The sequence below is a fragment of the Sphingomonas zeicaulis genome (assembly GCF_050433225.1).
Lineage (GTDB): Bacteria > Pseudomonadota > Alphaproteobacteria > Sphingomonadales > Sphingomonadaceae > Sphingomonas_D > Sphingomonas_D zeicaulis.
The window spans coordinates 67,964-94,217 of record NZ_JBNPXQ010000002.1; the positions used below are offsets into that span (position 1 = coordinate 67,964).

23 protein-coding genes are annotated in these 26,254 nt (G+C 67.7%); 10 read left to right on the top strand and 13 right to left on the bottom strand.

The features are described 5' to 3' along the window. Positions 1 to 262 precede the first annotated feature (262 nt). Genes polA through FHS96_RS09460 form a run of 3 tightly spaced genes read left to right on the top strand, consistent with a single transcriptional unit; the run spans position 263 to position 5,080 of the window. Positions 263 to 3,025 (top strand): DNA polymerase I, encoded by a 2,763-nt coding sequence (polA, locus tag FHS96_RS09450; RefSeq protein WP_429589922.1) that lies wholly within the window; start codon positions 263 to 265, stop codon positions 3,023 to 3,025. Positions 3,026 to 3,084: 59 nt separating this feature from the next. Beyond that, the gene (locus FHS96_RS09455; RefSeq protein ID WP_429589925.1) at positions 3,085 to 3,558 is read left to right on the top strand and encodes a hypothetical protein; all 474 of its coding nucleotides are present in this window, start codon (positions 3,085 to 3,087) and stop codon (positions 3,556 to 3,558) included. 25 nt (positions 3,559 to 3,583) lie between these two features. Continuing rightward, complete coding sequence (locus tag FHS96_RS09460) at positions 3,584 to 5,080, top strand: lipopolysaccharide biosynthesis protein (protein WP_429589928.1); 1,497 nt, start codon at positions 3,584 to 3,586, stop codon at positions 5,078 to 5,080. Between the two features lies 1 nt (position 5,081). Here the strand turns inward: FHS96_RS09460 and FHS96_RS09465 are convergent, their stop codons facing one another. Then, entirely contained in the window at positions 5,082 to 5,678 is a 597-nt protein-coding gene (locus FHS96_RS09465) for a TetR/AcrR family transcriptional regulator (RefSeq protein WP_429589931.1), read from the bottom strand. 72 nt (positions 5,679 to 5,750) lie between these two features. Between FHS96_RS09465 and FHS96_RS09470 the strand changes: the two genes are divergently transcribed. Genes FHS96_RS09470 through FHS96_RS09480 form a run of 3 tightly spaced genes read left to right on the top strand, consistent with a single transcriptional unit; the run spans position 5,751 to position 11,241 of the window. After that, entirely contained in the window at positions 5,751 to 6,794 is a 1,044-nt protein-coding gene (locus FHS96_RS09470) for an efflux RND transporter periplasmic adaptor subunit (protein ID WP_429589934.1), read from the top strand. Further along, positions 6,791 to 9,847: an efflux RND transporter permease subunit gene (locus tag FHS96_RS09475; RefSeq protein ID WP_429589937.1), complete on the top strand. Its 3,057-nt coding sequence runs from the start codon at positions 6,791 to 6,793 to the stop codon at positions 9,845 to 9,847. The genes FHS96_RS09470 and FHS96_RS09475 overlap by 4 nt, the downstream gene beginning before the upstream one ends. After that, on the top strand, positions 9,844 to 11,241 hold the full coding sequence (locus FHS96_RS09480; protein ID WP_429589940.1) for an efflux transporter outer membrane subunit: 1,398 nt from the start codon (positions 9,844 to 9,846) through the stop codon (positions 11,239 to 11,241). The genes FHS96_RS09475 and FHS96_RS09480 overlap by 4 nt, the downstream gene beginning before the upstream one ends. Positions 11,242 to 11,298: 57 nt before the next feature. Here FHS96_RS09480 and FHS96_RS09485 read toward each other — a convergent pair whose 3' ends face one another. Beyond that, the gene (locus FHS96_RS09485; RefSeq protein ID WP_429589943.1) at positions 11,299 to 11,997 is read right to left on the bottom strand and encodes a pirin family protein; all 699 of its coding nucleotides are present in this window, start codon (positions 11,995 to 11,997) and stop codon (positions 11,299 to 11,301) included. Between the two features lie 124 nt (positions 11,998 to 12,121). Between FHS96_RS09485 and FHS96_RS09490 the strand changes: the two genes are divergently transcribed. Next, positions 12,122 to 13,051: a LysR family transcriptional regulator gene (locus tag FHS96_RS09490; protein WP_429589946.1), complete on the top strand. Its 930-nt coding sequence runs from the start codon at positions 12,122 to 12,124 to the stop codon at positions 13,049 to 13,051. Positions 13,052 to 13,130: 79 nt separating this feature from the next. Further along, on the top strand, positions 13,131 to 13,844 hold the full coding sequence (locus tag FHS96_RS09495; RefSeq protein ID WP_429589949.1) for a hypothetical protein: 714 nt from the start codon (positions 13,131 to 13,133) through the stop codon (positions 13,842 to 13,844). Positions 13,845 to 13,858: 14 nt separating this feature from the next. On the opposite strand, the gene FHS96_RS09500 is transcribed toward FHS96_RS09495, so the two are convergent. From FHS96_RS09500 to FHS96_RS09550, 11 genes are all read right to left on the bottom strand, one after another. Beyond that, entirely contained in the window at positions 13,859 to 15,241 is a 1,383-nt protein-coding gene (locus FHS96_RS09500; RefSeq protein ID WP_429589952.1) for an alginate export family protein, read from the bottom strand. After that, a complete protein-coding gene (locus tag FHS96_RS09505; protein ID WP_429589954.1) occupies positions 15,238 to 16,830 on the bottom strand; it encodes an MFS transporter in 1,593 nt (530 codons plus the stop codon). The genes FHS96_RS09500 and FHS96_RS09505 overlap by 4 nt, the downstream gene beginning before the upstream one ends. Beyond that, entirely contained in the window at positions 16,827 to 17,234 is a 408-nt protein-coding gene (locus FHS96_RS09510; RefSeq protein WP_429589957.1) for a DoxX family protein, read from the bottom strand. The genes FHS96_RS09505 and FHS96_RS09510 overlap by 4 nt, the downstream gene beginning before the upstream one ends. 3 nt (positions 17,235 to 17,237) lie before the next feature. After that, entirely contained in the window at positions 17,238 to 19,172 is a 1,935-nt protein-coding gene (locus FHS96_RS09515) for an amidohydrolase (RefSeq protein ID WP_429589960.1), read from the bottom strand. Then, positions 19,169 to 19,417 carry a DUF1427 family protein gene (locus FHS96_RS09520; RefSeq protein WP_429589963.1) on the bottom strand — a complete coding sequence of 83 codons (249 nt, stop codon included), beginning with the start codon at positions 19,415 to 19,417 and terminating at the stop codon, positions 19,169 to 19,171. Before FHS96_RS09520 ends, FHS96_RS09515 begins: the two co-directional genes overlap by 4 nt. 18 nt (positions 19,418 to 19,435) lie before the next feature. Then, entirely contained in the window at positions 19,436 to 20,263 is an 828-nt protein-coding gene (locus FHS96_RS09525) for an alpha/beta fold hydrolase (protein ID WP_429589966.1), read from the bottom strand. A 145-nt stretch (positions 20,264 to 20,408) separates the two neighbouring features. Continuing rightward, positions 20,409 to 21,065: an isochorismatase family protein gene (locus FHS96_RS09530; RefSeq protein ID WP_429589969.1), complete on the bottom strand. Its 657-nt coding sequence runs from the start codon at positions 21,063 to 21,065 to the stop codon at positions 20,409 to 20,411. A gap of 130 nt (positions 21,066 to 21,195) precedes the next feature. Then, entirely contained in the window at positions 21,196 to 22,524 is a 1,329-nt protein-coding gene (locus FHS96_RS09535; RefSeq protein WP_429589972.1) for a dicarboxylate/amino acid:cation symporter, read from the bottom strand. Between the two features lie 333 nt (positions 22,525 to 22,857). Then, positions 22,858 to 23,271 (bottom strand): hypothetical protein, encoded by a 414-nt coding sequence (locus FHS96_RS09540; protein ID WP_429589975.1) that lies wholly within the window; start codon positions 23,269 to 23,271, stop codon positions 22,858 to 22,860. After that, positions 23,268 to 23,693, bottom strand: a complete 426-nt coding sequence (locus FHS96_RS09545; protein ID WP_429591731.1) for a protein tyrosine phosphatase family protein — start codon at positions 23,691 to 23,693, stop codon at positions 23,268 to 23,270. Before FHS96_RS09545 ends, FHS96_RS09540 begins: the two co-directional genes overlap by 4 nt. Positions 23,694 to 23,730: 37 nt before the next feature. Then, the gene (locus FHS96_RS09550) at positions 23,731 to 24,528 is read right to left on the bottom strand and encodes a DODA-type extradiol aromatic ring-opening family dioxygenase (RefSeq protein ID WP_429589978.1); all 798 of its coding nucleotides are present in this window, start codon (positions 24,526 to 24,528) and stop codon (positions 23,731 to 23,733) included. A 66-nt stretch (positions 24,529 to 24,594) separates the two neighbouring features. Here FHS96_RS09550 and FHS96_RS09555 point away from each other — a divergent pair, with 66 nt between their 5' ends. Further along, on the top strand, positions 24,595 to 25,137 hold the full coding sequence (locus tag FHS96_RS09555) for a (2Fe-2S)-binding protein (protein ID WP_429589981.1): 543 nt from the start codon (positions 24,595 to 24,597) through the stop codon (positions 25,135 to 25,137). Between the two features lie 118 nt (positions 25,138 to 25,255). Next, complete coding sequence (locus tag FHS96_RS09560; RefSeq protein ID WP_429589984.1) at positions 25,256 to 26,188, top strand: RcnB family protein; 933 nt, start codon at positions 25,256 to 25,258, stop codon at positions 26,186 to 26,188. Positions 26,189 to 26,254: the final 66 nt, after the last annotated feature.

Sequence of the window (26,254 nt, forward strand, 5' to 3'; positions counted from 1 at the left end):
ACCGAATCCCGGTTCGCTTTGCTTGAACAAGGCCTCAGGCCCCCGAAAATGATCGCAACCCCCGGCCGCTGCTGCGGCTCGTGCCAAAGACAGTGCTGGCCGAGAGTCTTAAAGTCAAATTAAGTCCCTTGCCGGGCCATTTTCGTGCGGTGGGGCGTATCGCACGCGGGATGAAAGGCGGATCCGCCACAGGTTTCGCGGATAAATCACGCGGATCGGCAAAACACTTTTGGCACGGCCAGCAAATCGCTATCCCGCCGCCATGGCTTCCAACCATCTCTATCTCGTCGACGGCTCGGGCTACATTTTCCGCGCCTATCATCGCCTGCCACCGCTGACGAACCGTCACAATGAGCCGGTTGGCGCCGTCTATGGCTATACGGCGATGCTGTGGAAGCTCGCGGACGAAGTCCACAAGGCCGATGGGCCGACGCACATGGCGGTGGTGCTCGACAAGTCGAGCCACACTTTCCGCAACGAACTCTACGACAAATACAAGGCGCAGCGGCCGCCGCCCCCCGAGGATCTGATCCCCCAGTTCCCGATGATCCGCGATGCGACCCGCGCCTTTTCCCTTCCCTGCATCGAAGAGGAAGGCTGGGAGGCCGACGACCTCATCGCCAGCTATGCCAAGGCCGCGCTGGCGCAGGGCTGGCAGGTGACGATCGTCAGTTCCGACAAGGATCTGATGCAGCTCATCGAGCCGGGGCTCGACCTCTACGACACGATGAACAACCGCCGTCTGGGCGCGGAGCATGTCGTCGAAAAGTTCGGCGTGCCGCCGACGCAGCTTGGCGAAGTGCTGGCGCTGATGGGCGACAGCGTCGACAACGTCCCCGGCGTGCCGGGGGTCGGCCCCAAGACCGCGTCCAAGCTGATCACCGAGCATGGCAGCCTCGAAGCGGTGCTCGCCGCCGCGCCCGATATGAAGAAGGGCAAGCTGCGCGAAAATCTGATCGAGCATGCCGAGATGGCGCGGCTTTCGCGCAAGCTGGTGACGCTCGCCTGCGACGTGCCGTTGCCCGAGCCGCTCGACGGTCTCGCGCTGCAGGGGATCCCGGAGGCGCCGTTGCGTGCCTTTCTGGAGCATCATGGCTTCCGCTCGCTGCTCGCACGGCTCGGCGCGGTCGCCGATGCGCCGCAACCCGCGCCGGCGGCTGGTGTGGAACTGCCCGAGGATCCGCCCTGCGACCATGACGGCTATGAGGCGGTGACCGATCTTGCCGCGCTGGAACGCTGGGCGGTGGCGGCGCGCGAACAGGGCTTCGTCGCGCTCGACACCGAAACCGACGGGCTGGGGCCGATGGCCGGGCTGGTCGGCATCAGCATGGCGCTGGCGCCCAACCGCGCCTGCTATGTGCCGCTCAGCCATCGCGGCGGCGATCTGCTGTCCGAAGCGCCGGTGCAGATCCCGCTGGATCAGGCGCTCGCGGTGCTCAAGCCGATGCTCGCGGATCCGGCGGTGCTCAAGATCGGCCACAACATCAAATATGATCTCTCGATCCTCGCCCGCCACGGAGTGACGGTCGCGCCGATCGACGACACGATCGTGATGAGCTTCAACCTCGACGCCGGCCGCCACGGCCATGGCATGGACGAGCTGGCGGCGACACACCTCGCTCACAGCTGCATCGCGTTCAAGGATGTCGTAGGCACTGGCAAGGCGCAGAAAGGCTTCCACGAGATCGGCCTGCGCGAAGCGACGCGCTATGCCGCCGAGGATGCCGACGTCACGTTGCGGCTGTGGCGCCGGCTGAAGCCGCGACTGTCGCCGGAGCAGGCGACCCGCGTCTACGAAATGGTCGATCGGCCGCTGGTTTCCGTGCTGTCCGGCATGGAACGCGCCGGCATCAAGGTCGATCGCGAAGCGCTGTCGCGCCTTTCGAGCGAGTTCGCCACGCAGATCGCGGCGCTGGAAGGCGAGATCCACGGGATCGCCGGCACGCCCTTCACCATCGGCAGCCCCAAGCAGTTGGGCGACGTGCTGTTCGAGCAGATGGGCATCAAGGGCGGCCGCAAGGGCAAGTCCGGCGTCTATTCGACCGACGTCAACGAACTTGAGCGCATCGCCGCCGATCGCGAGGCGGGCCCCGGCGCCGAACTGGCGCGCAAGGTGCTGGACTGGCGGCAGCTCAGCAAGCTCAAGTCGACCTATACCGACTCGCTGCAGCAGGAGATCAACGCCGAAACCGGCCGCGTCCACACCAGCTACAGCCTCACGGGTGCGCAGACCGGGCGCCTCTCGTCCAACGACCCCAATCTGCAGAACATCCCGGTCCGTACCGAAACCGGGCGGCAGATCCGCGATGCCTTCGTGGCGGAGCCGGGCAATGTCATCCTGTCCGCCGACTACAGCCAGATCGAGCTGCGGCTGGCGGCACACATGGCGGACGTGCCGCAACTGCGCGACGCCTTCCTGCGCGGCGACGACATCCACAGCATGACCGCGCAGGAGCTGTTCGGCGAGGTCAACCGCGACACGCGCGGCCGGGCCAAGACGATCAACTTCGCCATCCTCTACGGCATCTCGCGCTGGGGCCTCGCTGGCCGGCTCGAAATCGCACCGGACGAGGCTCAGGCGATGATCGACCGTTATTTCGATCGTTTCCCCGGCATCCGCACCTACATCGCCGAAACCCTCTCCAGCGTGCGCGAGAGCGGCTTCACCACCACCTTGTTCGGCCGCAAGACGCATTTCACCCGGATCAAATCCTCGGTGCAGCATGAGCGCCAGGGGGCGGAGCGCGCGGCGATCAATGCGCCGATCCAGGGCACCAGCGCCGACATCATCAAGCGCGCGATGGCGCGCATGGGCCCGGCGCTCGCCGAAGCCGGCCTATCCGATGTGCGCATGCTGCTGCAGGTGCATGACGAACTTGTCTTCGAACTCCCCGAAAGCCTTGTGGACCGCGCGAAGCCCGTGATCCAGCATGTGATGGCGACCGCAGCCGAGCCTCTGGTGAAGCTCACCGTGCCGCTGGGCGTCGAAATCGGCACAGGTCCGAGCTGGGGCGCGGCGCACTAAGACGGGAGTGGGGGACTATGGGTTCGATATCGAAGGCCGCGTGCAGGATGGCCGCGGCAATGCTGCTGCTATCGCCGCTGACCACTGGCCCTCTGTCCGCCGCCCAGCGCGAGGCGGCTACGAAGGGCGAGGATGAATTGCTATCGATGGTCCGCGACATCGCCGGCCCGACGCGCGATGCGAAGCTGGATGGTGACAGCATGGCGGATAAGCTGGTTTTTCTCCGGCAGGCGCCCGGCAAACCCATGGCTGTGATCGGGATCGCGGTGGCAGCACCGGGCGACGCGGCGGCCGATCTCGCTGAGGGCACGACGGCGGTGCTGCGCGTGCACGACCGACGCGACACGAAAAAGGGCGTTCGACGGGGAGACTTTCCGCTTTCGAACGGATCGTCGTCGTTGCGCCATTTCGTCGTCTCGGGTGCCCCGTCGCAAAACGAGATCTGGGAAGTGGCATTGCGCCCCGACCTCCTTGTCCGCCCGATCGGCAATAAAGGCGCACCCGGCGCCTGGACGCGATGGTCGGCGAAATGATCGCAAAGCCTGGAAGCGTAGCTGCGTGACCGCTGCCGAAGACGAGGATATCGCGGCGCTCGCCAAGGGCGGCCGCACGAACATATTCGGCTTTCTGCTGAGGCTGGCCGCGCGTCTCCCCTTCCTGTTCATCGCCGGCCGTCTCTATGGCGCCGAGGCGCTGGGCCGCTTCGCCTTCGCCATCCTGATCCTGGAATTCGCCGCACAACTCGCCACGCTGGGGCTGAAGCGGGGGCTGGCCGAACAGCTCAGCAAGAATGAACGCCCTGACGCGCATGTCGTGTGGGATGGATTGCTGATCGCGGGCGTCGCGTCGATCGTGGCGACCGCGACGCTCTTCGCGTTCCCCCAGCTCATGTTTCCCACCAGCGAGATGTATGGCCTTGAACGGCTGCTGCCACTGCTGGTGTTCGCGATCGTCTGGTCGGATGTGTCGCTGGCGGCGCTCGCCTATCGGCTGAACGTCGCGGCAACGGTGCGCGCGCGTGCGGTGATCGAGCCATGGACGATCAGCATCGCCGCCGCCGGCTTCTATTTCTATTCGCCGCGCGACGGGCTGATCCTGTCTTATGCGCTGTCGATGGTGGCGGCGCTGACCGCATCGATCATTCCCTTCGTTCGCAGCTACGGCCTGCCGCGGGACTGGCACCCCCGGCCGGTGGAGCTGTTCTGGATCGCGCGCGCCAACACGCCGCTGGCGATGGCGGACGCGATCGAATGGGGGACGCGCAACGTCGACCGTTTCGTGCTCGGCCTCTTCTTCCCGCCGGCGACGGTAGGCATCTACTGGTTTGCGCAGCAGATCGCGACCCTGCCGCAGAAGCTGAAGACCAGCTTCGATCCCATTCTGGGTCCGGTGATCACCCAGAATCTGGAGGCCGGCAACAAGGCCGCTGTCGCCGCGCAGGTGCGCCAGGTAGGTTTCTGGATCATCGCCGCGCAGGCCGGCATCGCGCTGGCGCTGTCGATCACCGGTGAGGCGATCATGGGCCTTGGCGGCCCCGCCTTCGTTGCGGGTAGCGCGGCGCTTGCCTTCCTGCTGTTCGCAGAGGTGGTGGCGGCGACCGCGGTGGTCTCCGAATCGGCGCTGGTCTATGTCGCGCGCCATCGCAACCTGATGATCTCGCTGGCGACGATCGTGCTGCAGGTGGTGCTGAGCTTCGCGCTGATCCTCGCCGCGAAGGCGATGAACCTGCCCGAAACCTGGCAGGCGGCGTGCCCCGCGCTGGCGCTGCCGCTGGCGCTGGCCTTCGCCGCGGTTGCCAAGGCCCAACTGCTCTCGCACCTGCTCGATGCGCCGGTTTCGCCGTGGCGCTGGGCGCTGGTGTGGGCGACGGCGGTGGGTGGCCTGGTCGGCGGGCTGGCGACGCTCGCGCCCGAATGGACCGAACTGGTGTTCGGCGTGCCGGCGATCTTCGCCGCCTATGGCGCGATGATCTGGTTCACCGGGTTCACCAGCGAGGATCGCAAGCTGTTCCGGCGCAGCAAGAAGGTGGCGACGCCCGCGCCGGAGGGTCGCTAGCCTAAAAGCCCTGCACCGCGCGCTCGACCTGCGCGGCAATCAGCGCATCGCGATCGACCCAGGGGAAGTGCGGCCGAGCGATCAGCAGCGCGACCAGGCCGTGGAGCGTCGCCCAGATGCTCTGCGCCGCCAGCCGGCCTCCATCACCCATTTCCTGCGTGACGGTTTCGGCCATCAGGTTGAACGCGCAGAGCCCCGCTTCCATCACGCGCCCGCCTTCATGGCCGGTGTCGTCCCAGGGCTTCTCGAGCATGAAGGCGATTCGGTACACATCGGGATTGTCGATTCCAAAGCCGATATAGGCGCGTGCCGCCTGCTTCAGCCGATCCCTGCGGCTGTGCGCGCCGGCGAAGGCGGCGGCAAGCTGTCGCGAGAGATCGCTGAAGCCGCGCACGCAAATCTCTTCGGCGATTTCCGCACTGCTGGCGAAATGAGCATAGAGCGACGGCTGCGAGATGCCGACCGCACGCGCGATCTGGCGCGTCGTCACATTGTGCACGCCATAGCGCGTGAACAAGGTGAGTGCCGCGGCGATGATCTCCTCGCGCCGCTGCCCGGCAGTGCGGCGGCCGGTTTTCGCCTTCTGATCGATCCCCATCAGCAATCTCTTCGCGCTTGACTCCCCAGAGCAACCTATCATTGATAGTCTATCGCTGATAGGACGATTCTCGTGCGGCATGGTTCGGTTTCCAAGGCGGCACGAATCGCGGCGCTCGCGCTCGGCGTGGCGCTGGCCGGCTGCTCCGCCAGCGAACCCCCGCCGCCACCGCCGCCGCTTCCGGTAGAAGTGGCGCGCGTCACGCCATCGTCGGGCGCCGCGCTGCATGCGGCGGGGACGATCGCGTGGGAGCGCGAATCGGTTCTGTCATTCCGCGTGCCCGGCATGATCATGCTGATGAATGCGCAGATCGGCGACCGTGTGGGTGCGGGTGCGACGCTGGCTGCGCTTGACGCTACCGATGTCGCCGCCCGGTTGCGCCAGGCGAAAGAGGATGTCGCGCGCGCGCGGCGCACCGCTGCGCGCTATGCCGCGCTTGCCGAAACCGGCGCGATGGCGCCCGCGCAGGCACGCGACCAGCAGACCGTGACGGCGCAGGCCGAAGCGGCGCTGCTCGCGGCCCGTTATGACCATCGATCGACCCGCCTGACCGCACCCTTCGGCGGCATCGTGCTGGCGCGGGTCGCGCAGCGCGGCGAGGTCGTCTCGCCGGGGCAGGAGGTGCTGCGCGTCGCCGACCTGTCGAGCCCGCTGCTCGCCCGCGCCGCGGTGCCCGCCCATGACGTTTCGGGTCTGCGCGCCGGCACGCCGGCAACGGTGACGATCGGCGCGCGCGCCGTCAGCGGCCGGGTGCTGCGGATCGGCAGCCAGGCCGATGCCCGCACCGGCACCGTGATCGTCGAGGTCGCGCTTGCCGAGCGCAACGGCCTTGCCAGCGGCACCGTTGTCGATGTCGCCTTCGCCGACGTCGCCGCGGCGGGCGAGGCCGCGACCATCCGGGTGCCGGCGGAAGCGGTGCTGGAGGCGGGCGGCGGCCGCGCCACCCTGTTCCTGTTCGATGCGCCGCGATCGCGCGCGATGCGCAAGGCCGTGCGCTTCATCGGCTATGACGGCGACGACGCGCTCGTCGCGGGGCTGCCCGCCAATGCCACGGTGATCACCGCTGGCGCCGGCTATGTGCGTGACGGCCAGCGGGTGATGGTCTCGAACCGATGAGCCTCAATCCCGCGCGGTTCTTCGTCGGGCGCTGGCAATTCACGCTGGTGCTGACAGCGCTGTTCGCGCTGCTCGGCGTCAACGCGTTCATGACGGTGCCGCGCGCGGAGGATCCGCAATTCCCCTCGCCGATCATCCTGATCCATACCGCGATGCCGGGCGCGACCCCGCTGGAGATGGAGCAGCTCGTCGTCCGCCCGATCGAGGATGCGATCGACGCGCTCGACGAGGTGAAGGAGATCCGCTCGACCAGCATCGACGGTTCCGCCTCGCTGCGGGTGGAGTTCCAGTGGAGCGAGGATCCCGAGCGCAAATATGACGAGGTCGTGCGCGAGGTGAACGCGCTGCTGCCGCGGTTGCCCGACGGACTGACCCGGCTCGACGTCAACCGCGCGCGCACGATCGAGGTCTCGATCGTCGAACTCGCCTTGGTCGCCGAGCAGCTGCCGATGCGGCGGCTGGAGAAGGTGGCGGACGATCTGCGCGACGAGCTGCAGCGCGTGCCGGGCGTGCGCGAGGCGCGCTATTGGGGCGCGCCCGCATCCGAGGTGCGCGTCGCGGTGAACCTCGCGCGGCTGGCCGAACTGCGATTGCCGGTGAGCGAGGTGGCGGCGGCGCTCAACCGTGCGGCGGACGAACGGCCGATCGGTGCCGTCCATGCCGGCGCACGGCGCTTCAGCGTGCGACTGGGCGGCGCCTTTCCCGATCTCGCCGCAGTCGGCGCGGTGCCGGTCGCCAGCCGCAACGGTTCGGTGATCCATGTGCGCGACATCGCCACGGTCGGCTGGGAAACGGTGGAGCCGGAGCATCTGACCCGCTTCAACGGAAAGCGCGCGCTGCTGGTGACCGCGACACAGAAGAATGGCGGCGATGTCGGCACCATCACTACCGACATCCGCCGCACGCTCGACGCGTTCGAACAGCGGCTGCCGGGCGGGGTGAAGCTGGAGCGCGCCTTCTTCCAGTCCGACAATGTCAGCCTGCGGCTCGACCGGCTGACGCGGGATTTCGTGCTGGCGCTGGCGATCGTGCTGGTCACCTTGCTGCCGCTGGGGCTGCGCGCCGCGGGCGTCGTGATCGTTTCGATCCCGCTGTCATTGCTGATGGGGCTTGCGGGCATCCAGTTGCTCGGCTTCGGGCTCAACCAGCTTTCGATCGCCGGCTTCGTGCTGTCGCTCGGGCTGCTGGTCGACGATTCGATCGTCGTCACCGAGAATATCGCGCGGCGGCTGCGCGAGGGGGAGGACCGGCGCACCGCGGCGATCAACGGCACCGGCCAGATCGCGCTGGCGGTGGTCGGTTGCACGGGCTGTCTCATGCTCGCCTTCCTGCCGTTGCTCGCGCTGCCGGAAGGATCGGGCACCTTCATCCGATCATTGCCGGTGACGGTGGTCGTCACCGTCGGCGCCTCCTTCCTCATCGCGATGACGGTGACGCCGTTCGTCGCGAGCCGGCTGCTCGGCAGGAACGAGCATCCGGAGGGCAACCGCATGCTGCGAGCGGTGAACAACGGCATCCATCGTTTCTACCGGCCCGTGCTGCATCGCGGCCTCGAACGGCCACGGACGGCGCTGACGCTGATCCTCGGCCTCTGCCTGCTGGCGATCCCGCTGCTGGGGGTGATCGGCAGCAGCTTGTTTCCGCCCGCCGAGATCCCGCAATTCCTGGTGCGGATCGAATCGCCCGAGGGCACCGCGCTGCGGCGGACCGAAGCGGCGCTGAACTTCGCCGAACGGCGGCTGGCACGCGAAGGCGACATCGCCTGGACCGCATCGAATCTCGGCCGCGGCAATCCGCAGATCTATTACAATATCGCGCAGCACGATCCGGCCCCCGCCTATGCCGAGATCGCGGTGGGGCTGAAGGGCTGGCATGCCGGCAGAAGCGAGGCGTTGCTCGATTCGCTACGCGCCGATTTCGCGCGCTATCCCGGCGCACGGATCAGCGTGCTCGATTTCCAGCAGGGGCCTATGATCGAGGCGCCGATCGTGATCCGCGTCGCCGGCGAGGATCTCGACCAGCTCAAGCGCCTGTCGCAGCGCGTCGAGCGTGTGCTGGAGGCGACGCCGGGGGTGCGCGACATCGGCAATCCGCTGCGGCTGGACCGCACCGACCTGTCGCTGGGGCTGGACGAGACCAAGGCGGCGGCCCTTGGCGTACCCGCAGGCGCGGTCCGCCAGACCGCGCGGCTCGCACTGTCCGGCGAGGAGGTCGGCCGGCTGCGCGATGCCGATGGCGACGACTATCCTGTGCGCGTCCGCCTGCCGATGGGCGACCGCAATGAGATCGACGCGCTGAAGCAGATCTATGCGCCGACGCTGGATGGCGCCGCGGTGCCTTTCTCGGCGATCGCCGATCCGCAGCCGGTTTCCGGCCCGGCGCAGATCGACCGGTTTGACCGGGCCCGCACCGTCACCGTCACCGCCTACGTCGCGCATGGTTTCCTGACTGCGGAGGTCAATGACGAGGCGCTGCGGCGCATCGAGGCGCAGATATCGCTGCCGCCGGGCTATCGCCTGATGGTGGGCGGCGAGGCGGAAGCGCGCGCGAACAGCTTCGCGGGGCTGGGCGCCGCGATCCTGGTCGCGGTGCTTGGCATCCTTGCCGTGCTGGTGCTGGAGTTCGGCCGCTTTCGGACCGCCGCGGTGGTCGCCGGCATCATCCCGCTCGGCCTGTTCGGCGCTGTGGTGGCGCTGTGGGTGACCGGCCATTCGCTGTCCTTCACCGCCACGATCGGGCTGGTGGCGCTGATCGGCATCGAGATCAAGAATTCGATCCTGCTGGTCGATTTCACCGAGCAGCTGCGCGCCGAGGGCGTCGGCATGCGCGAGGCGATCGAGCGCGCGGGCGAGGCGCGTTTCCTGCCGGTGCTGCTGACCTCGGTCACCGCGATCGGCGGGCTGCTGCCACTCGCGCTCGAACATTCCGGGCTCTACTCGCCGATGGCGATCGCGATCATGGGCGGGCTGGTCTCCTCCACATTGCTGTCGCGCATCGCCACCCCGGTGATGTATCTGCTGCTGGCTGGCGGCGACGAAAGGAAACCGGCATGATCCGCGCGTCGCTGGCATCCGGGATCGCACTGCTGGCCGTGGGATGTGCCGCGGGCACCAACTATCGCCCGCCGACGATGCCGATCGCCCCGGCCTGGCGCGCGGCGCCGTCAGCGGAGGTCATGGCGATCGGACCCTGGTGGCAGGCGTTCGGCGATTCAGTGCTCGACCGGCTGATCGCGACCGCGCTTACGCAGAATCTCGATATCGAGCAGGCGCTGGCGCGGGTCGACCAGTCGCGCGCGGCAGCCGCCGCGGCCGGCGCTGCGCTGCTGCCCTCGGGCACGGTCGACGGGCAGGCGGCGCGCGTCCAGCAATCGATCGAGACCGGATTGGGCCGTGTCTCGCAATATGTGCCGGACTTTCCGCGCACGGTGAACCAGTACCAGCTGAGCACCGGCGCAAGCTGGGAATTCGACCTGGCCGGGGGACTGCGCCGCGGCCGCGAGGCGGCGGGCGCGGAGGCACAAGCCGCCGAGGCGATGGGGGCGCAAATGCGCGTCACCGTCGCCGCCGAAGTCGCCGATGCCTATGTGCGGCTGCGCGTGCTGCAGCAGCGCCGCGCCATCGCGCGCGGCCAACTCGAGTCGGCGCGACGGATCCTGACGCTGACCGAGCAGCGTCACCAGTTCGGCGAGGCGACCGCGCGCGCGGTGGAGCAGGCGCGGGCCAACGCCGCTGGCGCCGAGGCCGACCTGTTGCCGATCGGCGCGGGCATCGAGGCGCAGCTCAACCGGCTGGCGGTGCTCGGCGGCCGCGAACCGCAGGCCGACCGGATGGGGCTGGAGGCGGAGGCCGCGATTCCGGCCGCGCCGCTGCCCGGCGCCGGTAGCCCCGGGGACCTGCTGCGCCGCCGCCCGGACCTGGTCGTGGCCGAACGCCAACTCGCGGCATCGCATGCCCGAGTCGGCGTGGCGCTCGCCGAATATTATCCCCGGATTTCGCTGTCCGGCCTGCTCGGCTTCCAAGCGCAGACAGCGGGGCGGCTGCTCACCGGAGACGCCAATGTGATTCAGGGCGCGGTCGGGCTGCGGTGGCGGCTGTTCGACTTCAAGCGACTCGATGCCGAGCGCGACGCCGCGGAAGGCCGCGAGCGCGAGGCGCTGGCCGCCTATCGCCAGGCCGTGCTGCGCGCGGCGGAGGAGGTTGAGAATGGCTATGCCACGCTCGGTGCGCGCCGCGCCGAAGTCGAGGTGCGCACGCGCGAGATCGATGCCGCGGGCAAGGCGCGAACGATGACCGACAGCGCGTGGAAGGTAGGGGAGATCAGCCTGTTCGAGCTGATCGACGCCGAACGGACCCTTCTGGCGGCACGCGACCGGATGGCGCTGGCGCAGGGAGAAGCGGCGCTCGCGGCGATCGCGTGCTACCGCGCGCTGGGCGGGCAGGAATAGCCGCCCACTCACAGAAAAAAATGGGGCGGGCCGAGGCCCACCCCATCCTCATGTCGCTCAGGCGGCGTCGACCAGCACGATCTCGCTGTCCTCGATCGCGGTGATCGTGATGGTTTCGAGGTCGCTGATCGCGGCGCCGTCGCGGGCGTTGACGGTCACGTCACCGATCCGCACTGCGCCGGTGGCGGGGACCAGATAGGCCTTGCGGTCCTTGCCGATCGGATATTCGGCGGTTTCGCCGGCCTTCAACGTTGCGCCCACCACCCGCGCATCGGTGCGGATCGGCAGCGCGTCATTGTCGTTCTGATAGCCCGAGGCGAGCGTGACAAAGCTGCCCGAGCGCTCACCCTTCGGGAAGGGCTTGGTGCCCCACGAAGGCTGTTCGCCGGCGCGGGTCGGCAGGATCCAGATCTGGAAGATCCGGGTCGTCACATCCTCAAGATTATATTCCGAATGGCGGATACCGGTGCCCGCGGACATCACCTGCACATCGCCGGCCACAGTGCGGCCCTTGTTGCCCAGATTGTCCTGATGGGTGATCGCGCCCTCACGGACATAGGTGATGATTTCCATGTCGCGGTGCGGGTGCGGCGGAAAGCCGGTCTGCGGCGCGATGGTATCGTCATTCCACACGCGCAGATTGCCCCAGTGCGTGCGGGCTTCATCATAATAGCCGGCGAAGGAGAAATGATGCTTGGCATCCAGCCAGCCATGATTCTCGCCGCCGAGGCTTGCGAAGGGGCGCAGTTCGATCATCGTCGGTCTCCAGCTTTGGGGCGGCGGCTGCGTCGCCCCGAATTGCGTTGGACCCGATTTAGCGATTGCGAGCTTTCAGGATCAGGGCGATAAAACCTCGGCATATGTTCGAGGAATCTGAAAAGTGAGCAACCCCGGCACGCCGACCTTCGACCAGCTCCGCATCTTTCTGGCGGTGGTCGATACAGGCAGCTTCGCAGCGGCGGGGCGGCGATTGAATCGCGCGGTGTCGGTGATCAGCTATGGCATCGCCAATCTGGAAACGCAGCTGGGGCTGGTGCTTTTCGAGCGCGAAGGCACGCGCAAGCCCAAGCTGACCGTCGCCGGCCGCGCCGTGCTGGCGGAGGCGCGCGCGGTGAGCCAAGGGATCGACGGCCTGCGCGCCAAGGTGAAGGGGTTGCTCGACGGGCTGGAGGCGGAGGTCGACCTCGCGGTCGACGTGATGGTGCCGGCGGAGCGGTTGGGTCGGGTGCTGCGTGCCTTCGCCGCCGAATTCCCTACCGTATCGCTCAAGCTGCATGTCGAGGCGCTCGGCGCGATCACCGCGATGGTGCTTGATCGGCAGGCGGTGATCGGGCTGTCCGGCCCGCTCGCCGCGGGCGTGGAGGGCGTGGAATGCGTCGCGGCGGGATCGGTGCCGATGGTGCCCGTGGCGGCGCCCGATCATCCGCTGGGCCGGATGGCGCGGATTCCGCCGGGGGCGGGGCGAGACTATGTCCAGCTCGTACTCAGCGACCGGTCGCGCTTCACCGAGGGTCGCGACTTCGCGGTGATGAGCCCCCGGACGTGGCGCCTTGCCGATCTTGGCTCCAAGCACGCGCTGCTGCGCGAGGGCATCGGCTGGGGCAATATGCCGCTGCCACTGATCGAGGCGGATCTTGTCGCGGGCACATTGGTGCGGCTGCGCATGCCCGACCATCCGGGCGGCACCTATCGCTTCTCGGGCGTCTGGAGGCGGGACGTGCCACCGGGGCCGGCGGCATCCTGGTTGCTCGACCAACTCGTGGCTTTGGGGGCGAATGATGTCGAAGAAGAAGGGATGGGCGACATCTGAGCGCGCGTAATCGATCCGCTTAGTGCCTCCGCCGGCCAGCAGCCTATGCTTGGCCACCCGAACGACGAAGGAGGTTGCGATGGTGGACGGTGTCGGCGGAACGGGTTCGTCGGGTGGCGCGGATGGCGGCGCCGGATTGGGCGGCGCAGGTGTAGGCAGCCAGGTCGACAGCCAATCGACCAGCACCAGCGCAACCAGCGCGACCTCTCCCAATGCCACCTCGACGATGGAGGCGCTTGCCGCCTCGCCCACCACGATGGAGGCGTTCGCGGCGACGCCCACGGCGCTGGAGGCGCTTGCCGCGCAACCATCGATCCAGGTCGCCGACGTCGCGCCCGCCCCGGCAGCGCAAAGCTTCGTGTGCGACATGCCCACGCTCAGCATCGGCTTCGGCGCCAGTGCCTATAGCGGCATCGGCGGCGGTGCGAATTTCGGCATCTCCTATGATCCGCCCACCGGCACGTTGAGCTTCGACGTGGGCATGGAAGTGGGCGTCGGCATCGGCGCCGCGGCGCGCGTCGATCATGGCGTGCAGCATTCGGCGACGCGCAGCGCGCCCGATCCCGGCGTGAGCGCGGGCATCGGCCTTTCGGTCAACGGCCAGGCGAACAATGTCTCGGGCCGCGTCGAGCATGAGATGGTGGGGTCCAACATGCACGCCCCGGCTGAAGATCGCACCAAGGTGAGCGTGGGCGGTGCCGGCATCGGTGCGTCGATCAACGCCAATATCTATGCCGGTGGCTCGGTGGCGGGCCAGGTCTATGATCCGGGCTGCGCGCCGCCCTCTTCCTGAGCGGGTTGCGCGCGTCAGAAGCGCAGCATCGCTTCCGATCCGATCATGTGGATCGTGCGGGCCGGCCCGGTCTCCCGGATGAAATCCCCGGGCCGGAACAGCGACAGCGAGACGCCGAACGACAGGATCTCGCTCGCCTGCCAGCCAACCAGCGCCTCGGCCTGCGTGCCGATGAAGCGAGACCGCGCGTCGCCGGGTGCGCGGATGAGCTGGCCGGGCACGTTGTAGACGCCATCGCCGCGGCTCGCGCGCCAATAGGCGATGCCGGCTACATCGAGCGTGAACCCGCCACCCAGGTCGACGTCGACGCTCGGGTGGAGATTGGCGATGTTGTAAGGCCCGATCGGCGAGAGCTCGCCAAAATATTTGCCCTTCGGAAACATTGCATTGAAGGTGCCCAAATTCGCATCGCCAGGATCACGATCGCCGCTGGCGATGTTGGCGCGGAGGCGAATGCGTGGCGTGAGCGGCACGTCGGCGAAGCGATAGGCGGTCTCGGTCGCGACCGTCCATGCGCGGATACGCGCTGCGCCGAAGGAACCGCGCTGGAGCACCCCCTCCCAGTTCCAGGCGAGGCCACCACGCTTGCCGAACACGCGCACGCCATAGCTGTCGCGCCGCTCATCGCCTTCGCTCTGCGCGAAACGGGCAGTCTCGTTGCGATAGCCCAACCAGTAGAGATCGAGGCCGATGTCGGGGGCAACCATGGTCGTCGCATACACGCCCGACAGCCGGCGGGTGCGTGATCGGCGATCGTCGAAATCACCGAGGCCGACAACCACCGGACGCATCGCCAGCGCATCGATGCGAACCTTGCCGACGTTGAGGATCGCGCGGCCGCCATCGAAGGCTTGCGGGATGTTGGGGCCGTAACGCAGCCCGACCAGCCGTTCGGAGCCGAGCGCGACCAGTTCGCGGCCGCCGCGCAATGTGAGGCTTACAGTCTCCGTAAGCGGCAGGCGGACATCGGCAAAGCCCTGCAGCAGGTCGATGCCGGTCTCGTCCGCCGGACCCTTGCCGGCGCCAACCCCACGGGCATAGCCGGCGATACCCTGTACGAAAGCGCGCGCCGGCCCGACATGGAGGTCGGCGTGGGGCATCATCCGGACCCACAGATAGCCGTCATCCGCGGCGGGCGGATCGCCCCAATTGTTGTCGTCGAACCCCTCCTGGCGGATGCGCAGTTCGAGCCCGGTCGTCAGATAGACGGTGCCATCCTTGTCGAGCGGGCGATGCTTGGCGGCCTTCCACCAATCGGCATCGCGGCGCGGCGCGGTGACGGCGATGCCCGACCAGTCCTCGTCATAGCGCGTGTTGGTCTGCTCGACCGTCGCTGCCGACTGGGCGGCGGCGACGGTGGGCAGCGCCAGCGCAGCGAGTGCGGCCAGCCGGATCATCGCGGGCTCACGAAGTGGCGGACGAGCGGTGGCGCGTCTCCGATGTGGAAGGCGCGGGCGGCCTGCTGGAGCTCGCGATCGGCGGCGGTGACCCGGTCATGCTGGCGGAGATGTTCGAGCCAGCTTTCCACGGTGAAGCTCTCGACGACGATGCCGGGCTCGGCCGCATCCTCATAGAGCCCCCAACTGATCGCACCATCCCGCTGCCGCACCCGCCGCATCGCCTGCATCGTCGCGGCGAAGTCGGCCATGGTCGCGCGGTCGACGCGATACTCGATCGTCACCAGCACCGGGCCGCTGTCATGTTCGACCTCGCGGCCGACGACCGGCGCCGGCCAGTGGCCCGAGGGGGTGAGGTCGATCTTCGCCGAGGCACCGAAGGGCACACGCCACGCAAGCAGCACCGTGGCGAGCGCGAGGCCGGCGGCGGCGGCAAGCAAGGTGCCGGCGATGCCGATATGGCCGGCGAGCACACCCCAGAGCGTGGAGCCGGCAGTCATCGATCCCTGGAACACCAGCAGATAGATCGCCAGCGCACGCGCCTTGACCCAGCCCGGCGAGGAGGCCTGCGCACCGCCGTTGAGCGACGCCATCATCGCAATCCAGGCGAAGCCGGCGACGGCGAGTGCGGCGGCGGCGGGGACGAAGCTGTGCGACAGCGCCAGCGCGGCCATCGCGAGGGCAAGGAGCAGCGATGCCGCGATCGTCATGCGGTTGGCGCTCAGCTTGCCGCGCACGCGCGGGAGCAGCATGGCGCCGGCGACGGCACCGAGCCCCATGAAGGTCAGCAGCCCACCATAGCCAGCCGGACCGAGGCCGAGGTCACGCCGCGCGATGATCGGCAACAGCGCCCAGAGGCCGCTGGCGAAGAGGAAGAAGCCGGTGCTGCGTACCAGCACCACCTGCAGATCCGGCGCGCGCATCGCGTAGCGCATGCCGGCACGCATCGCGCCGATGAAATGTTCGGCCGGCAGTTTCGAGGTCGACGCCGTCCGCCGCCAGCGCACCAGCACTGCGATCACGCCGACCACCGAGACCGCGTTGAGCGCGAACACCGCGCCGGAACCCGCGAAGGCGATGATCACCCCGCCCAGCGCCGGGCCGATCGCACGGGCGATGTTGACGCCCAGGCTGTTGAGGGCGACTGCCTGCTGCAGACCGGAGGCCGGCACCAGTTCTGGGACGATCGCCTGGAAGGCGGGGGCGGAAAGCGCCGCACCGACCGCGATCGCGGCGGTGAAACCGAGCAGCAGCGCCGGGGTGGTGAGCCCGCCGATCGTCATCACCGCGAGCAGCGCCGCGGCGGACAGGCCGAAGAGCTGCGCGCCGATGAGCAGGCGGCGGCGATCGACGATGTCGGCGAGCGCACCACCGGGGAGCGCGAGCAGGAACATCGGCAGGGTGGTCGCGGCCTGGACCAACGCCACCATCAGCGGCTCACGCGACAGCGAGGTCATCAGCCAGCCGGCGCCGACATCATGCATCCAGGTCCCGATGTTGGAGACGACGGTGGCGATCCACAGCGCACGGAAGATCGGGTTGGCGAGCGGCGAGGGCTCGGCCGCGGGGGTGGCGGTGGTGGCGTTCATGATCTGCGCTCGCTGAGGACGGCGGCAAGCATCAGCCCGCCGATAAGCCCGACATGTTCGAGGAAGCTGTTGCGGTCGTGGAAGCGCGCGACCGGATCGGCGATCTGCCAGAAAGGATGGCCGATCAAGGTCGCGAGCGCGGTGAAGACGCCAAGCGCACCGGCACCCAGCCATCCCCAGCGGCGGATGATCAGCAGCAGCGAGCCACCGAGCTGGATGAGAAGGGTGAGCACCACGACCAGCCATGCGGGTTCGAGGCCGAAATGGCGGGCCTCGCCCAGCGCGCCGTTCAGATCGGCCAGCTTGGCGAAGCCGCTGGTCCAATAGGGCAATGTGAGGAGGGCGATGGCGCCGGTGGCGAACCAGCCGGCGCCGAGCAGGCGAGCGATGGGACGGGGCGCCATCGCTCAGACCGCCCAGCAGCCGCAGCCGAGCGTGCCCCAGAAGCTCTGGACGTCGGCGGCGGGGACGGCGGCACCGAGCGCCGCGGCATGATCATGGCCATGGACCGCGCAGCCAGACTGGCAACCGCAGGCGGAAGCCAGCTTCGCGGCGGTTTCCGGCCGGCGATAATGGCCGCCGAAGGTCGCAACCGGCGACCAGTCCGGCATCGCCTTGGGCAGCGCCGGGGCGAGCGGGCCGAAGTCGCCCTCGCCATGGACGATCTTGCCTCCAAGCATCGTCAGCACCGAGCGGAGCTGCGCGATCTCGCTTTCGGGCACGCCAAAGAAATCGTCCGACAGCAAGGCGAGGTCGGCGAGCTGGCCGGCCTTGATCTGCCCCTTCTTGCCCTGCTCGTTGGAGAACCAGGTGTTCGCCTCCGTCCACAGCCGCAACGCGGTTTCGCGGTCGAGCCGGTTTGCTACCGGGTAGAGGCCGAGGCCGCCCACCGTCTTGCCGGTGACCAGCCACGACAGGGACACCCACGGATTGTAGCTGGCGACGCGGGTCGCGTCGGTGCCGGCGCCGACCGGCAGGCCGGCGGCCATCATCCGCTTGATCGGCGGGGTGCGTTCGGCGGCGCGAGCGCCATAGCGCTGAACGAAATATTCGCCCTGGAAGGCCATGCGGTGCTGCACGGCGATGCCGCCGCCCAGTGCCGCAATGCGATCGATGTTGCGATCGGTGATCGTCTCGGCATGGTCGAAGAACCAGTTGAGGCCCTTCAGCGGGATGTCGCGATTGACCTTCTCGAACACGTCGAGCGCGCGGCTAACGGTTTGATCGTAGGTGGCGTGTAGTCGCCACGGCCAGCGCCGTTCGGCGAGCAGGCGGATCACGGGTTCGAGATCGCTCTCCATGTTCGCCGGCATATCCGGCCGGGCGACGCGGAAATCCTCGAAGTCGGCGGCGGAATAGACCAGCATCTCGCCGGCGCCGTTATGGCGATAGGTGTCGTCACCATCGCCGGGCTTCACCTTGGTCGACCAGGTGGCGAAGTCCTTCAGCTCTTCCTTGGGCTTTTGGGTGAACAGGTTGTAGGCGATGCGCAGGGTGAGCTGGCCGTCCTGGTGCAGCTTCTCGATGATCGCATAATCGTCCGGGTAATTCTGATAGCCGCCGCCGGCATCGATCACGCTGGTAACGCCGAGGCCGTTGAGTTCGCGCATGAAATGGCGGGTCGAGTTGAGTTGATACTCCTCAGGCAGCTTCGGCCCCTTGGCGAGCGTGGCGTAGAGGATCGTCGCATTGGGCTGCGCGAGCAGCAGGCCGGTGGGGTTGCCGGCGGCATCGCGGACGATCTCGCCGCCCGGCGGGTTGGGCGTATCCTTGGTGTATCCCACGGCGCGCAGTGCAGCGGCGTTGAGCAGCGCGCGATCATAGAGGTGGAGGATGAATACCGGCGTTTCGGGTGCGGCGGCGTTGATCTCCGCGATCGTCGGCAGGCGCTTCTCGGCGAACTGATGCTCGGTGAAGCCGCCGACCACGCGCACCCATTGCGGCGGCGGGGTGTTCTCGGCCCGGCGCTTCAGCATCGCCATCGCGTCCGCCAGGGTCGGCACGCCTTCCCAGCGCAGCTCCATATTATAGTTCAGCCCGCCGCGGATCACATGGATGTGGCTGTCGATCAGCCCCGGGATCAGCCGGCGGCCGCCAGCGTCGATCAAGCGGGCATTGGCGCCGAGCGCCGCGCGCGCTTCCTGCTCGCTGCCGACAGCGAGGAATTTGCCGCCGCGAATGGCGACCGCCTGGGCCACCGGATTTTCGCGATCCAGCGTGGTGATCTTCGCATTGGTGATGAGAATGTCGGCGGGCGGGGTCATCGCGAAACTCTCCGTCGAGGTCAGCAGGGCGGTGGAGGCGGCGCCAGCGAGCGCCTGGCGGCGGGTGAAGGATGTCATGCGTCGCGATCCTTGTTGGAAGGCAGCGGTCCGGCCACGTGGCGGGCACAGTCTGTGCGCACGAAGCGGGCGATCTCGGTTCCGGCAGCCAGCCGCTTCGCGACCGGCACAATCTGCTCGCCCAGCAGGATGCCGAGCAGCCCGATCAGGGCGATGGTGGGCGGGGCGGGGGAACGGACGCCGATCAGGCTGTAGACGATGCCGACCAGCAGCCCGGCGGCGAGCGAGAGAAGATAGGGCTTCATGTCCGCACCCCCTGTCCGTCAGCCGCGGATGAAGGCGAGGAGATCGGCGTTGAACCGATCCTGATGAGTCGCGGTCAGCCCGTGCGGCGCCCCTTCATAGACCTTGAACTCGGCATCCTTGACGATCTTCGACGAGAGTTCGCCGGCATTGCCGATCGGCACGATCTGGTCGTCGTCGCCGTGGATGACGAGCGTCGGCACGTCGATCGCCTTCAGGTCATCGGTATAGTCGACCTCGGAGAATTCGTGGATGCAGAGATATTGGCCGAGCATCGAACCGGCCATGCCCTGCGCCCAGAAGGACTGGCGCAGCCCCTCGCTCACCTTCGCACCATCGCGGTTGAAGCCGTAGAAGGGAAGGGTGAGATCGAGGTAGAATTGCGAGCGGTCATCGGCCACGCCCTTGCGGATGCCGTCGAACACGGAGATCGGCAGGCCGCCCGGATAGGCTTCGGTCTTCGCCATGATCGGCGGCACCGCGCCGACCAGTACCATCTTTGCGACCCGCGCGGTGCCGTGGCGGCCGACATAATGGCTGATCTCGCCACCGCCGGTGGAATGGCCGACGAGCACGACATCCTTGAGGTCCAGCGCCTCGATCACCGACGCCAGATCGTCGGCATAGGTGTCCATGTCGTTGCCGGTCGCCGGCTGGTCCGAACGGCCATGGCCGCGGCGGTCATGGGCGATGACGCGATAGCCCTGCTGGACGAGGAACAGCATCTGGCCGTCCCAAGCGTCGGACGAGAGCGGCCAGCCGTGGGAGAAGAGCACGGGCTGCGCATCCTTCGCGCCCCAATCCTTGTAGAAAATGTTGGTGCCGTCGGCGGTGGTGACGAAGCTCATGGGGGATCCTTTTCGGGCAAGCCCCTCCCCTTCAGGGGAGGGGTTGGGGTGGGGGATGACGCTGGGTGCGGGATCGATGGGGTGGGGTGCCAATCGGACAGCCCCCACCCCCAGCCCCTCCCCTGAAGGGGAGGGGAGTTAGGGCTCAGTGCGCCTCGGAGGCGTTGAACATGGTCTTGGCGTAGGTGATGCCGAGGCCGTAGGCGCCGCCCCACTTGCGGGCGATGCCGGTGGTCATGTCGTAAGTCTCCCCACGGGCCCAATCGCGCTGCAGTTCGAGCAGATATTGGAGCGAGGTCATCGGGCGGGCGCCGAGCTGGATCATCCGCTCCACCGCGCGCTCATGCGCTTCCTCGGAAATGTCGCCGCAGGCGTCGGTAATGACATAGGTCTCGAAGCCCTGGTCGACCGCCGAGGCGACCGGGCCGACGATGCAGACCGAGGTCCACAGGCCCGCGAAAACGAGGCGCGGCTTGCCGATGCGGTTGACCTCCTCGATCACGCCGGCATCTTCCCAGGTGTTCATCGAGGTGCGGTCGAGCATCTTCTGGTCGGGGAAGGCATCGGTGATCTCGGCGAACATCGGGCCCGAGAAGCTCTTTTCCGCGACCGTCGTCAGGATCGTCGAGACGCCGAAGCCGGCGGCGGCGTTGGCGACGAGCGCGGCATTGTTGCGCAGCAGTTCGGCAGAGATCGACTTGGTGGCGAAAGCCATCTGCGACTGGAAATCGATCATGATCAATGTGTGGTCGGCCGGCGAAAGCAGGGTCTTGCCGGCGGTCGGGGTGGCGGTGATCGTCATCGGTCGGTTTCCTCTGTTGAAGCGTTGCACCGTTTCGTCCGGTGCTGAGAGGAGCCTATGGCGAATCACTTCTAGGGATAAGTCGGATAAAATCCGCCTGCATGTTGCAAAAATTAGAAAAGCTGCACAATCAGTCGCTGTCCTTTTCAAGGGCGGGTGCGGCGACGGGCGTGCTGCGGCCGGCAAGCGCGGCGTCCAGCGCATCATGATCGAGCGCATTTTCCCAGCGCGCGACGACGATCGTCGCCACCGCATTGCCGACGAAGTTGGTAAGGCTGCGGCACTCGCTCATGAAGCGGTCGACGCCGAGGATCAGCGCCATGCCGGCGACCGGCACCGAAGGTACGATCGACAATGTCGCGGCCAAGGTGATGAAGCCCGCGCCGGTGACGCCGGCGGCGCCCTTGGAACTGACCATCGCCACCAGCAGCAGCGCGACCTGATCGCCCAGCGAGAGATGGACGTTGCACGCCTGCGCGATGAACAGGGCCGCCAGCGTCATATAGATATTGGTGCCGTCGAGGTTGAACGAATAGCCGGTGGGGACGACGAGGCCGACCACCGGACGCGAACAGCCCGCGGCCTCCATCTTTTCGATCAGGCTGGGCAGCGCGGCTTCGGAGGAGGAGGTGCCGAGCACCAGCAGCAGTTCGGCCTTCAGATAGGCGATCAGCCGGAAGATGCTGAACCCCGCCGCCAGCCCGACCAGTCCGAGCACGCCGAGCACGAAGATCAGCGAGGTGCCGTAGAAGGTCGCGACGAGCACGCCGAGATTGACCAGCGCGCCGACGCCATATTTGCCGATGGTGAAGGCCATCGCCCCGAACGCTCCGATCGGCGCCGCCCGCATCAGGATCGCGACGACGCGGAACACGACCAGCGAGATACGCTCGAGCAGATCCCTGACGGGGGCAGCGGGCTCACCGATCAGCGACAGCGCGATGCCGAACAGGATCGCGACGAACAGCACCTGCAATATGTTGCCGCCGGTCAGCGCGGACACCATCGTGTCCGGAATGATCGAGAGCAGGAAACCGGTGAGCGACGTTTCGTGCGCCTGGTGGCTGTAGGTGGCGACCGCGCCGGCATCGAGCGTCTTCGGATCGATGTTGAGGCCGTGGCCGGGCCGCACGACATTGGCGACGACCAGCCCGACGATCAGCGCCAATGTGGAAAAGGTGAGGAAATAGGCGAAAGCCTTGCCCGCGACGCGGCCGACCGACTTCATCTCGCTCATGCCCGAGATGCCAGTGACGACGGTGAGGAAGATGACCGGCGCGATGATCATCTTCACCAGCTTGATGAAGCCATCGCCGAGCGGCTTGAGAGAGGCACCGACATCGGGCCAGAAATGCCCGATCAGGGTACCGGCGAGGATCGCGACGAGCACCTGCAGATAGAGATGCTGCCACCAGGGTATGGGACGCGCCGGCTGGGCTTTCACCGTTGCAATGGCCATCCGTCATGCTCTCCTGCGGGCGCGATACGCCGGTGTTTCATCTCCTGTGGCGGAGCGGAAGGCCAGAGGGGGTGAGATGAATGAAATTCTTCGTCGATGCATCCATGTCCTCCCCGAGCGGAGTTCGGGGACATTAAAAAACGCCACGTTACCGTCACATGACCTCTCGCAGCGCCGGAAAGTGACAGTGGTTACAGTGGATTTCGGCCTCATCACGTCACCGGATCCTCGAAAATCGGAGTCGTGACCCGATCGATCGACGCCGGACAGGCCCCGCTGGCGCCGAGGTCTACTGCAGGCGCGCGCCGGGTTGAATCGCGGAAAAAGGGCGCGTCAGCGCCGCCGGCGGTGGACGACCCCTTCCAAGCGGCGTGCCCAGACCGGCGCGGCATCGCCCAGATCGAGGATGATCCGGCCCGACCTGCGCCGCGAGGGGCCGAGCGTGAGGAAGCGGCGGTCGAGGCGGGCGAAATAGGGCATGCGCAACACGCGGCCCTCGAAGCGGTTGCCGCGCGGGCGGATCAGCATGTGGCGGCCATCGACGCCACGCACCAGCGCGCCATAACCGGCGCGATCGACCACCGCCTCGGCGGGCTCGAATTCGGCATCCGCCTCGGTCGCGATCGCCAGCGCTTCATCGATGTCGGCGATGCGCGGATCGCCGCGCCGCCGGCGCATCGCCAGCACGGCGGCGCCGGAAGCCAGCGCCACCGCGGCGATCGACGCCGGCACCACGATCAGGATCATCGCGCGGAGAGCGAATCCAGCATCACCCGGATCGGCGACAGATCATAGCCCGCCTCGGCCGCTTTGCCGGCGAGGGCATCGGGCGTATCGCCCTGCTTGGCGCGCGCCAGCGCCCAAAGCAGGGTCGAGCGGGTGCCCGAGCGGCAATAGGCGAGGATCGGCCCCTGCGCGGCGGCGATCGCGTCGATCGTTGCATCGAGCTGCGGCATCGAGAAGCCGGCATGCGTCACCGGAATCGCGACATAGGCGATGCCATGCTCGGCGGCCGCGGCTGCGATCTCATCCCCGGTCGGCTGGCCGGGCTCCTCGCCCTCCGGCCGGTTGTTGATGATCAGCTTCACACCAAGCTGCGCCGCCTCCGCGACATCGGCGGTGGTGATCTGCGGCGAGACGAAAAGGCCGTCGTCGAGCGTCCTGAACATGGGCGGCATAACTTTCCTGGTTGGGCCGCGGGCTATATCAGCCGAAGCGGTATCCGGAAACGGTCCAGCCGATCACCGTGCTGCGATGCGCATGGCTGCCGGCATCGTCGGCGCCGGCACCGGCGGCGACCATCAGCGGAATCAGATGCTCCTCGCGCGGATGCGAGAATTCGGCCTCGGGCATCGCGCGCCAATCCGCCAGCCTGGCTTCGCGCGTTGCCGGATCGGGATCGGTGACCGCAGCGGTGAGCGCGGCATCGAACCGCTCGGACGGGGCGGTTGCTTGCGGCCCGCGCACGCGCATGTTGTGGAAGCTCATGCCGGATCCGACGATCAGTACGCCCTCGTCGCGCAGTGGCGCCAGTGCACGGCCGGCGGCGATGTGGGCGGCGGGATCGAGATCCTGACGGAGACTGAGCTGGACGACGGGGATGTCGGCATCGGGCAGCGCCACCTTCAGGGGGATGAACACGCCATGATCCCAGCCGCGCGCGCCGTCACGCCCGGCGGGGAAGCCGGCGCCTTCCAGCAGTTCGGCCGCGCGCGCCGCGACATCGGGCGCGCCCGGCGCATCCCAGCGCAGCGCGTAGGTGTGCGGCGGAAAGCCATAATAATCGAACAGCAGGCCGGGCTTCGCGCCGTCATGCACCGTGAACACCGATTCTTCCCAATGGCCCGAGATCACCAGGATCGCGCGCGGCCGTTCCGGCAGACCGGTGACGATCGTCTTGAGATAGGCCTCCATCGGCTGCCACATCGGATCGGGCGGGCCGCCCTCGTTCATGAAGAAGCAGGGGCCGCCGCCGTGCGGGATGAACAGGCTGGGAAGTCTCATGGCTGCGATATCGGCGTGGGCGCGCGGGACGACAAGTGCCTTCGCCTGCTCTAGGGGTGCAGGGCCATGACCCGCTTCACCGTCAACAACCAGCCCGTCGAATATCGCATGGATCCGGAAACGCCGCTGCTGTGGGCGCTGCGCGACGCATCCAACCTCACCGGCACCAAATATGGCTGCGGCACCGGCGATTGCGGCGCCTGCACGGTGGATGTCGATGGCCGCGCGGTGCGATCCTGCACAGTCAGCATCGCCGCATGCGAAGGCCGGTTCGTCACGACGATCGAGGGACTGACGCGCGACCGCAGCCATCCCGTGCAGCAGGCGTTCGTGGCGGAGAGCGTGCCGCAATGCGGCTATTGCACGCCGGGCATGGTGATGGCGGCGGCAGTGCTGATCCGTCGCACGCCGGATCCGAGCGAGGAGGATATCCGCAGGGCAATAACCAACCTCTGCCGCTGCGGCACCTATCCCCGGATCGTCCGCGCGGTGCAGCGCGCTGCGCGCGTGGCGCGGGGCGAGGAGGTTATCGCCGCAGCCCCGCCGCCCGGCATCGATCCTGCCGATGCGGCGCGCGCGGTTCCGGCGCTGGTGGCGCCCCCCAAGTAGAATCGCAAAAGCTTTCTATCTGCTGTCTGCGCAATTCAGACTGATGTCAGCGCACCCATGACAAAAGCGGCTCATGGTCGCGGTTCGTGCATCGCGACACCCGAGGAGTCGAATGACAATGAAGAAGCTGTTGATGGCGGTGCTGATGGCCGCGACGGCGGCAACGCCGGCGATGGCGGATCCGCCGAACCGCGGCGACCGCGGGTTCCGTTCGGAACGTCCGCAACGTGCCGCGCCCCAGCCGCGCCCCGCACCGCAGCCCCGCGCGGCCCCGCAACCCCAGTTCCGTGGCGCGGTGCCGCAGCGTGACCGCACTATCCGCGCGGAACGCCGCGACGGCAGCGAGACGTTCCGGCGAGATCGTCCGCAGGGCAACCAGCCCGATTTCCGGCAGCGCGCAGCCCAGCAGCGTGTCGCGCAGCAACAACAGCAGCAGCAACAGCGCGACTGGCGCAATGGCGGTGGCAACGATCAGCGCAACTGGCGTAATGATGGTCGCAACGGCCAGCGCGACTGGCGCGATGATCGCCGCGACGACCAGCGTGACTGGCGCAACGATCGCCGCAACGACCAGCGCGACTGGCGCAATGACCGCCGCGACGGTCAGCGCGACTGGCGCAACGATCGCCGCGACGACCAGCGCGACTGGCGCAACGATCGCCGCGACGACCAGCGTGACTGGCGCAACGATCGTCGTGACGACCGCCGTGACTGGCGCAATGACCGCCGCGACGATCGACGCTGGGACCGCAACTGGCGCAACGACCGGCGTTATGACTGGCGCAACTATCGGTCGCGCTATTCGAACCATTACCGGCTGCCGCGCTATTATGCGCCACGTGGCTGGGGCTATGGCTACCGCCGCTATTCGACCGGCATCTATCTGAATTCGTTGCTGTTCGGATCAAGCTATTGGATCAACGATCCTTGGTCGTATCGGCTGCCGCCGGCGGACGGCCCCTATCGCTGGGTCCGCTATTATGACGACGTGCTGCTGATCGACGTGCGCAGCGGCTATGTCGTCGATGTGATCCACGACTTCTTCTACTGATCCGCCCCCCTTTCGGGCAGCGATCGAGGCCCCCGGCACGCCGGGGGCCTTTCTTTTTATCGCTTG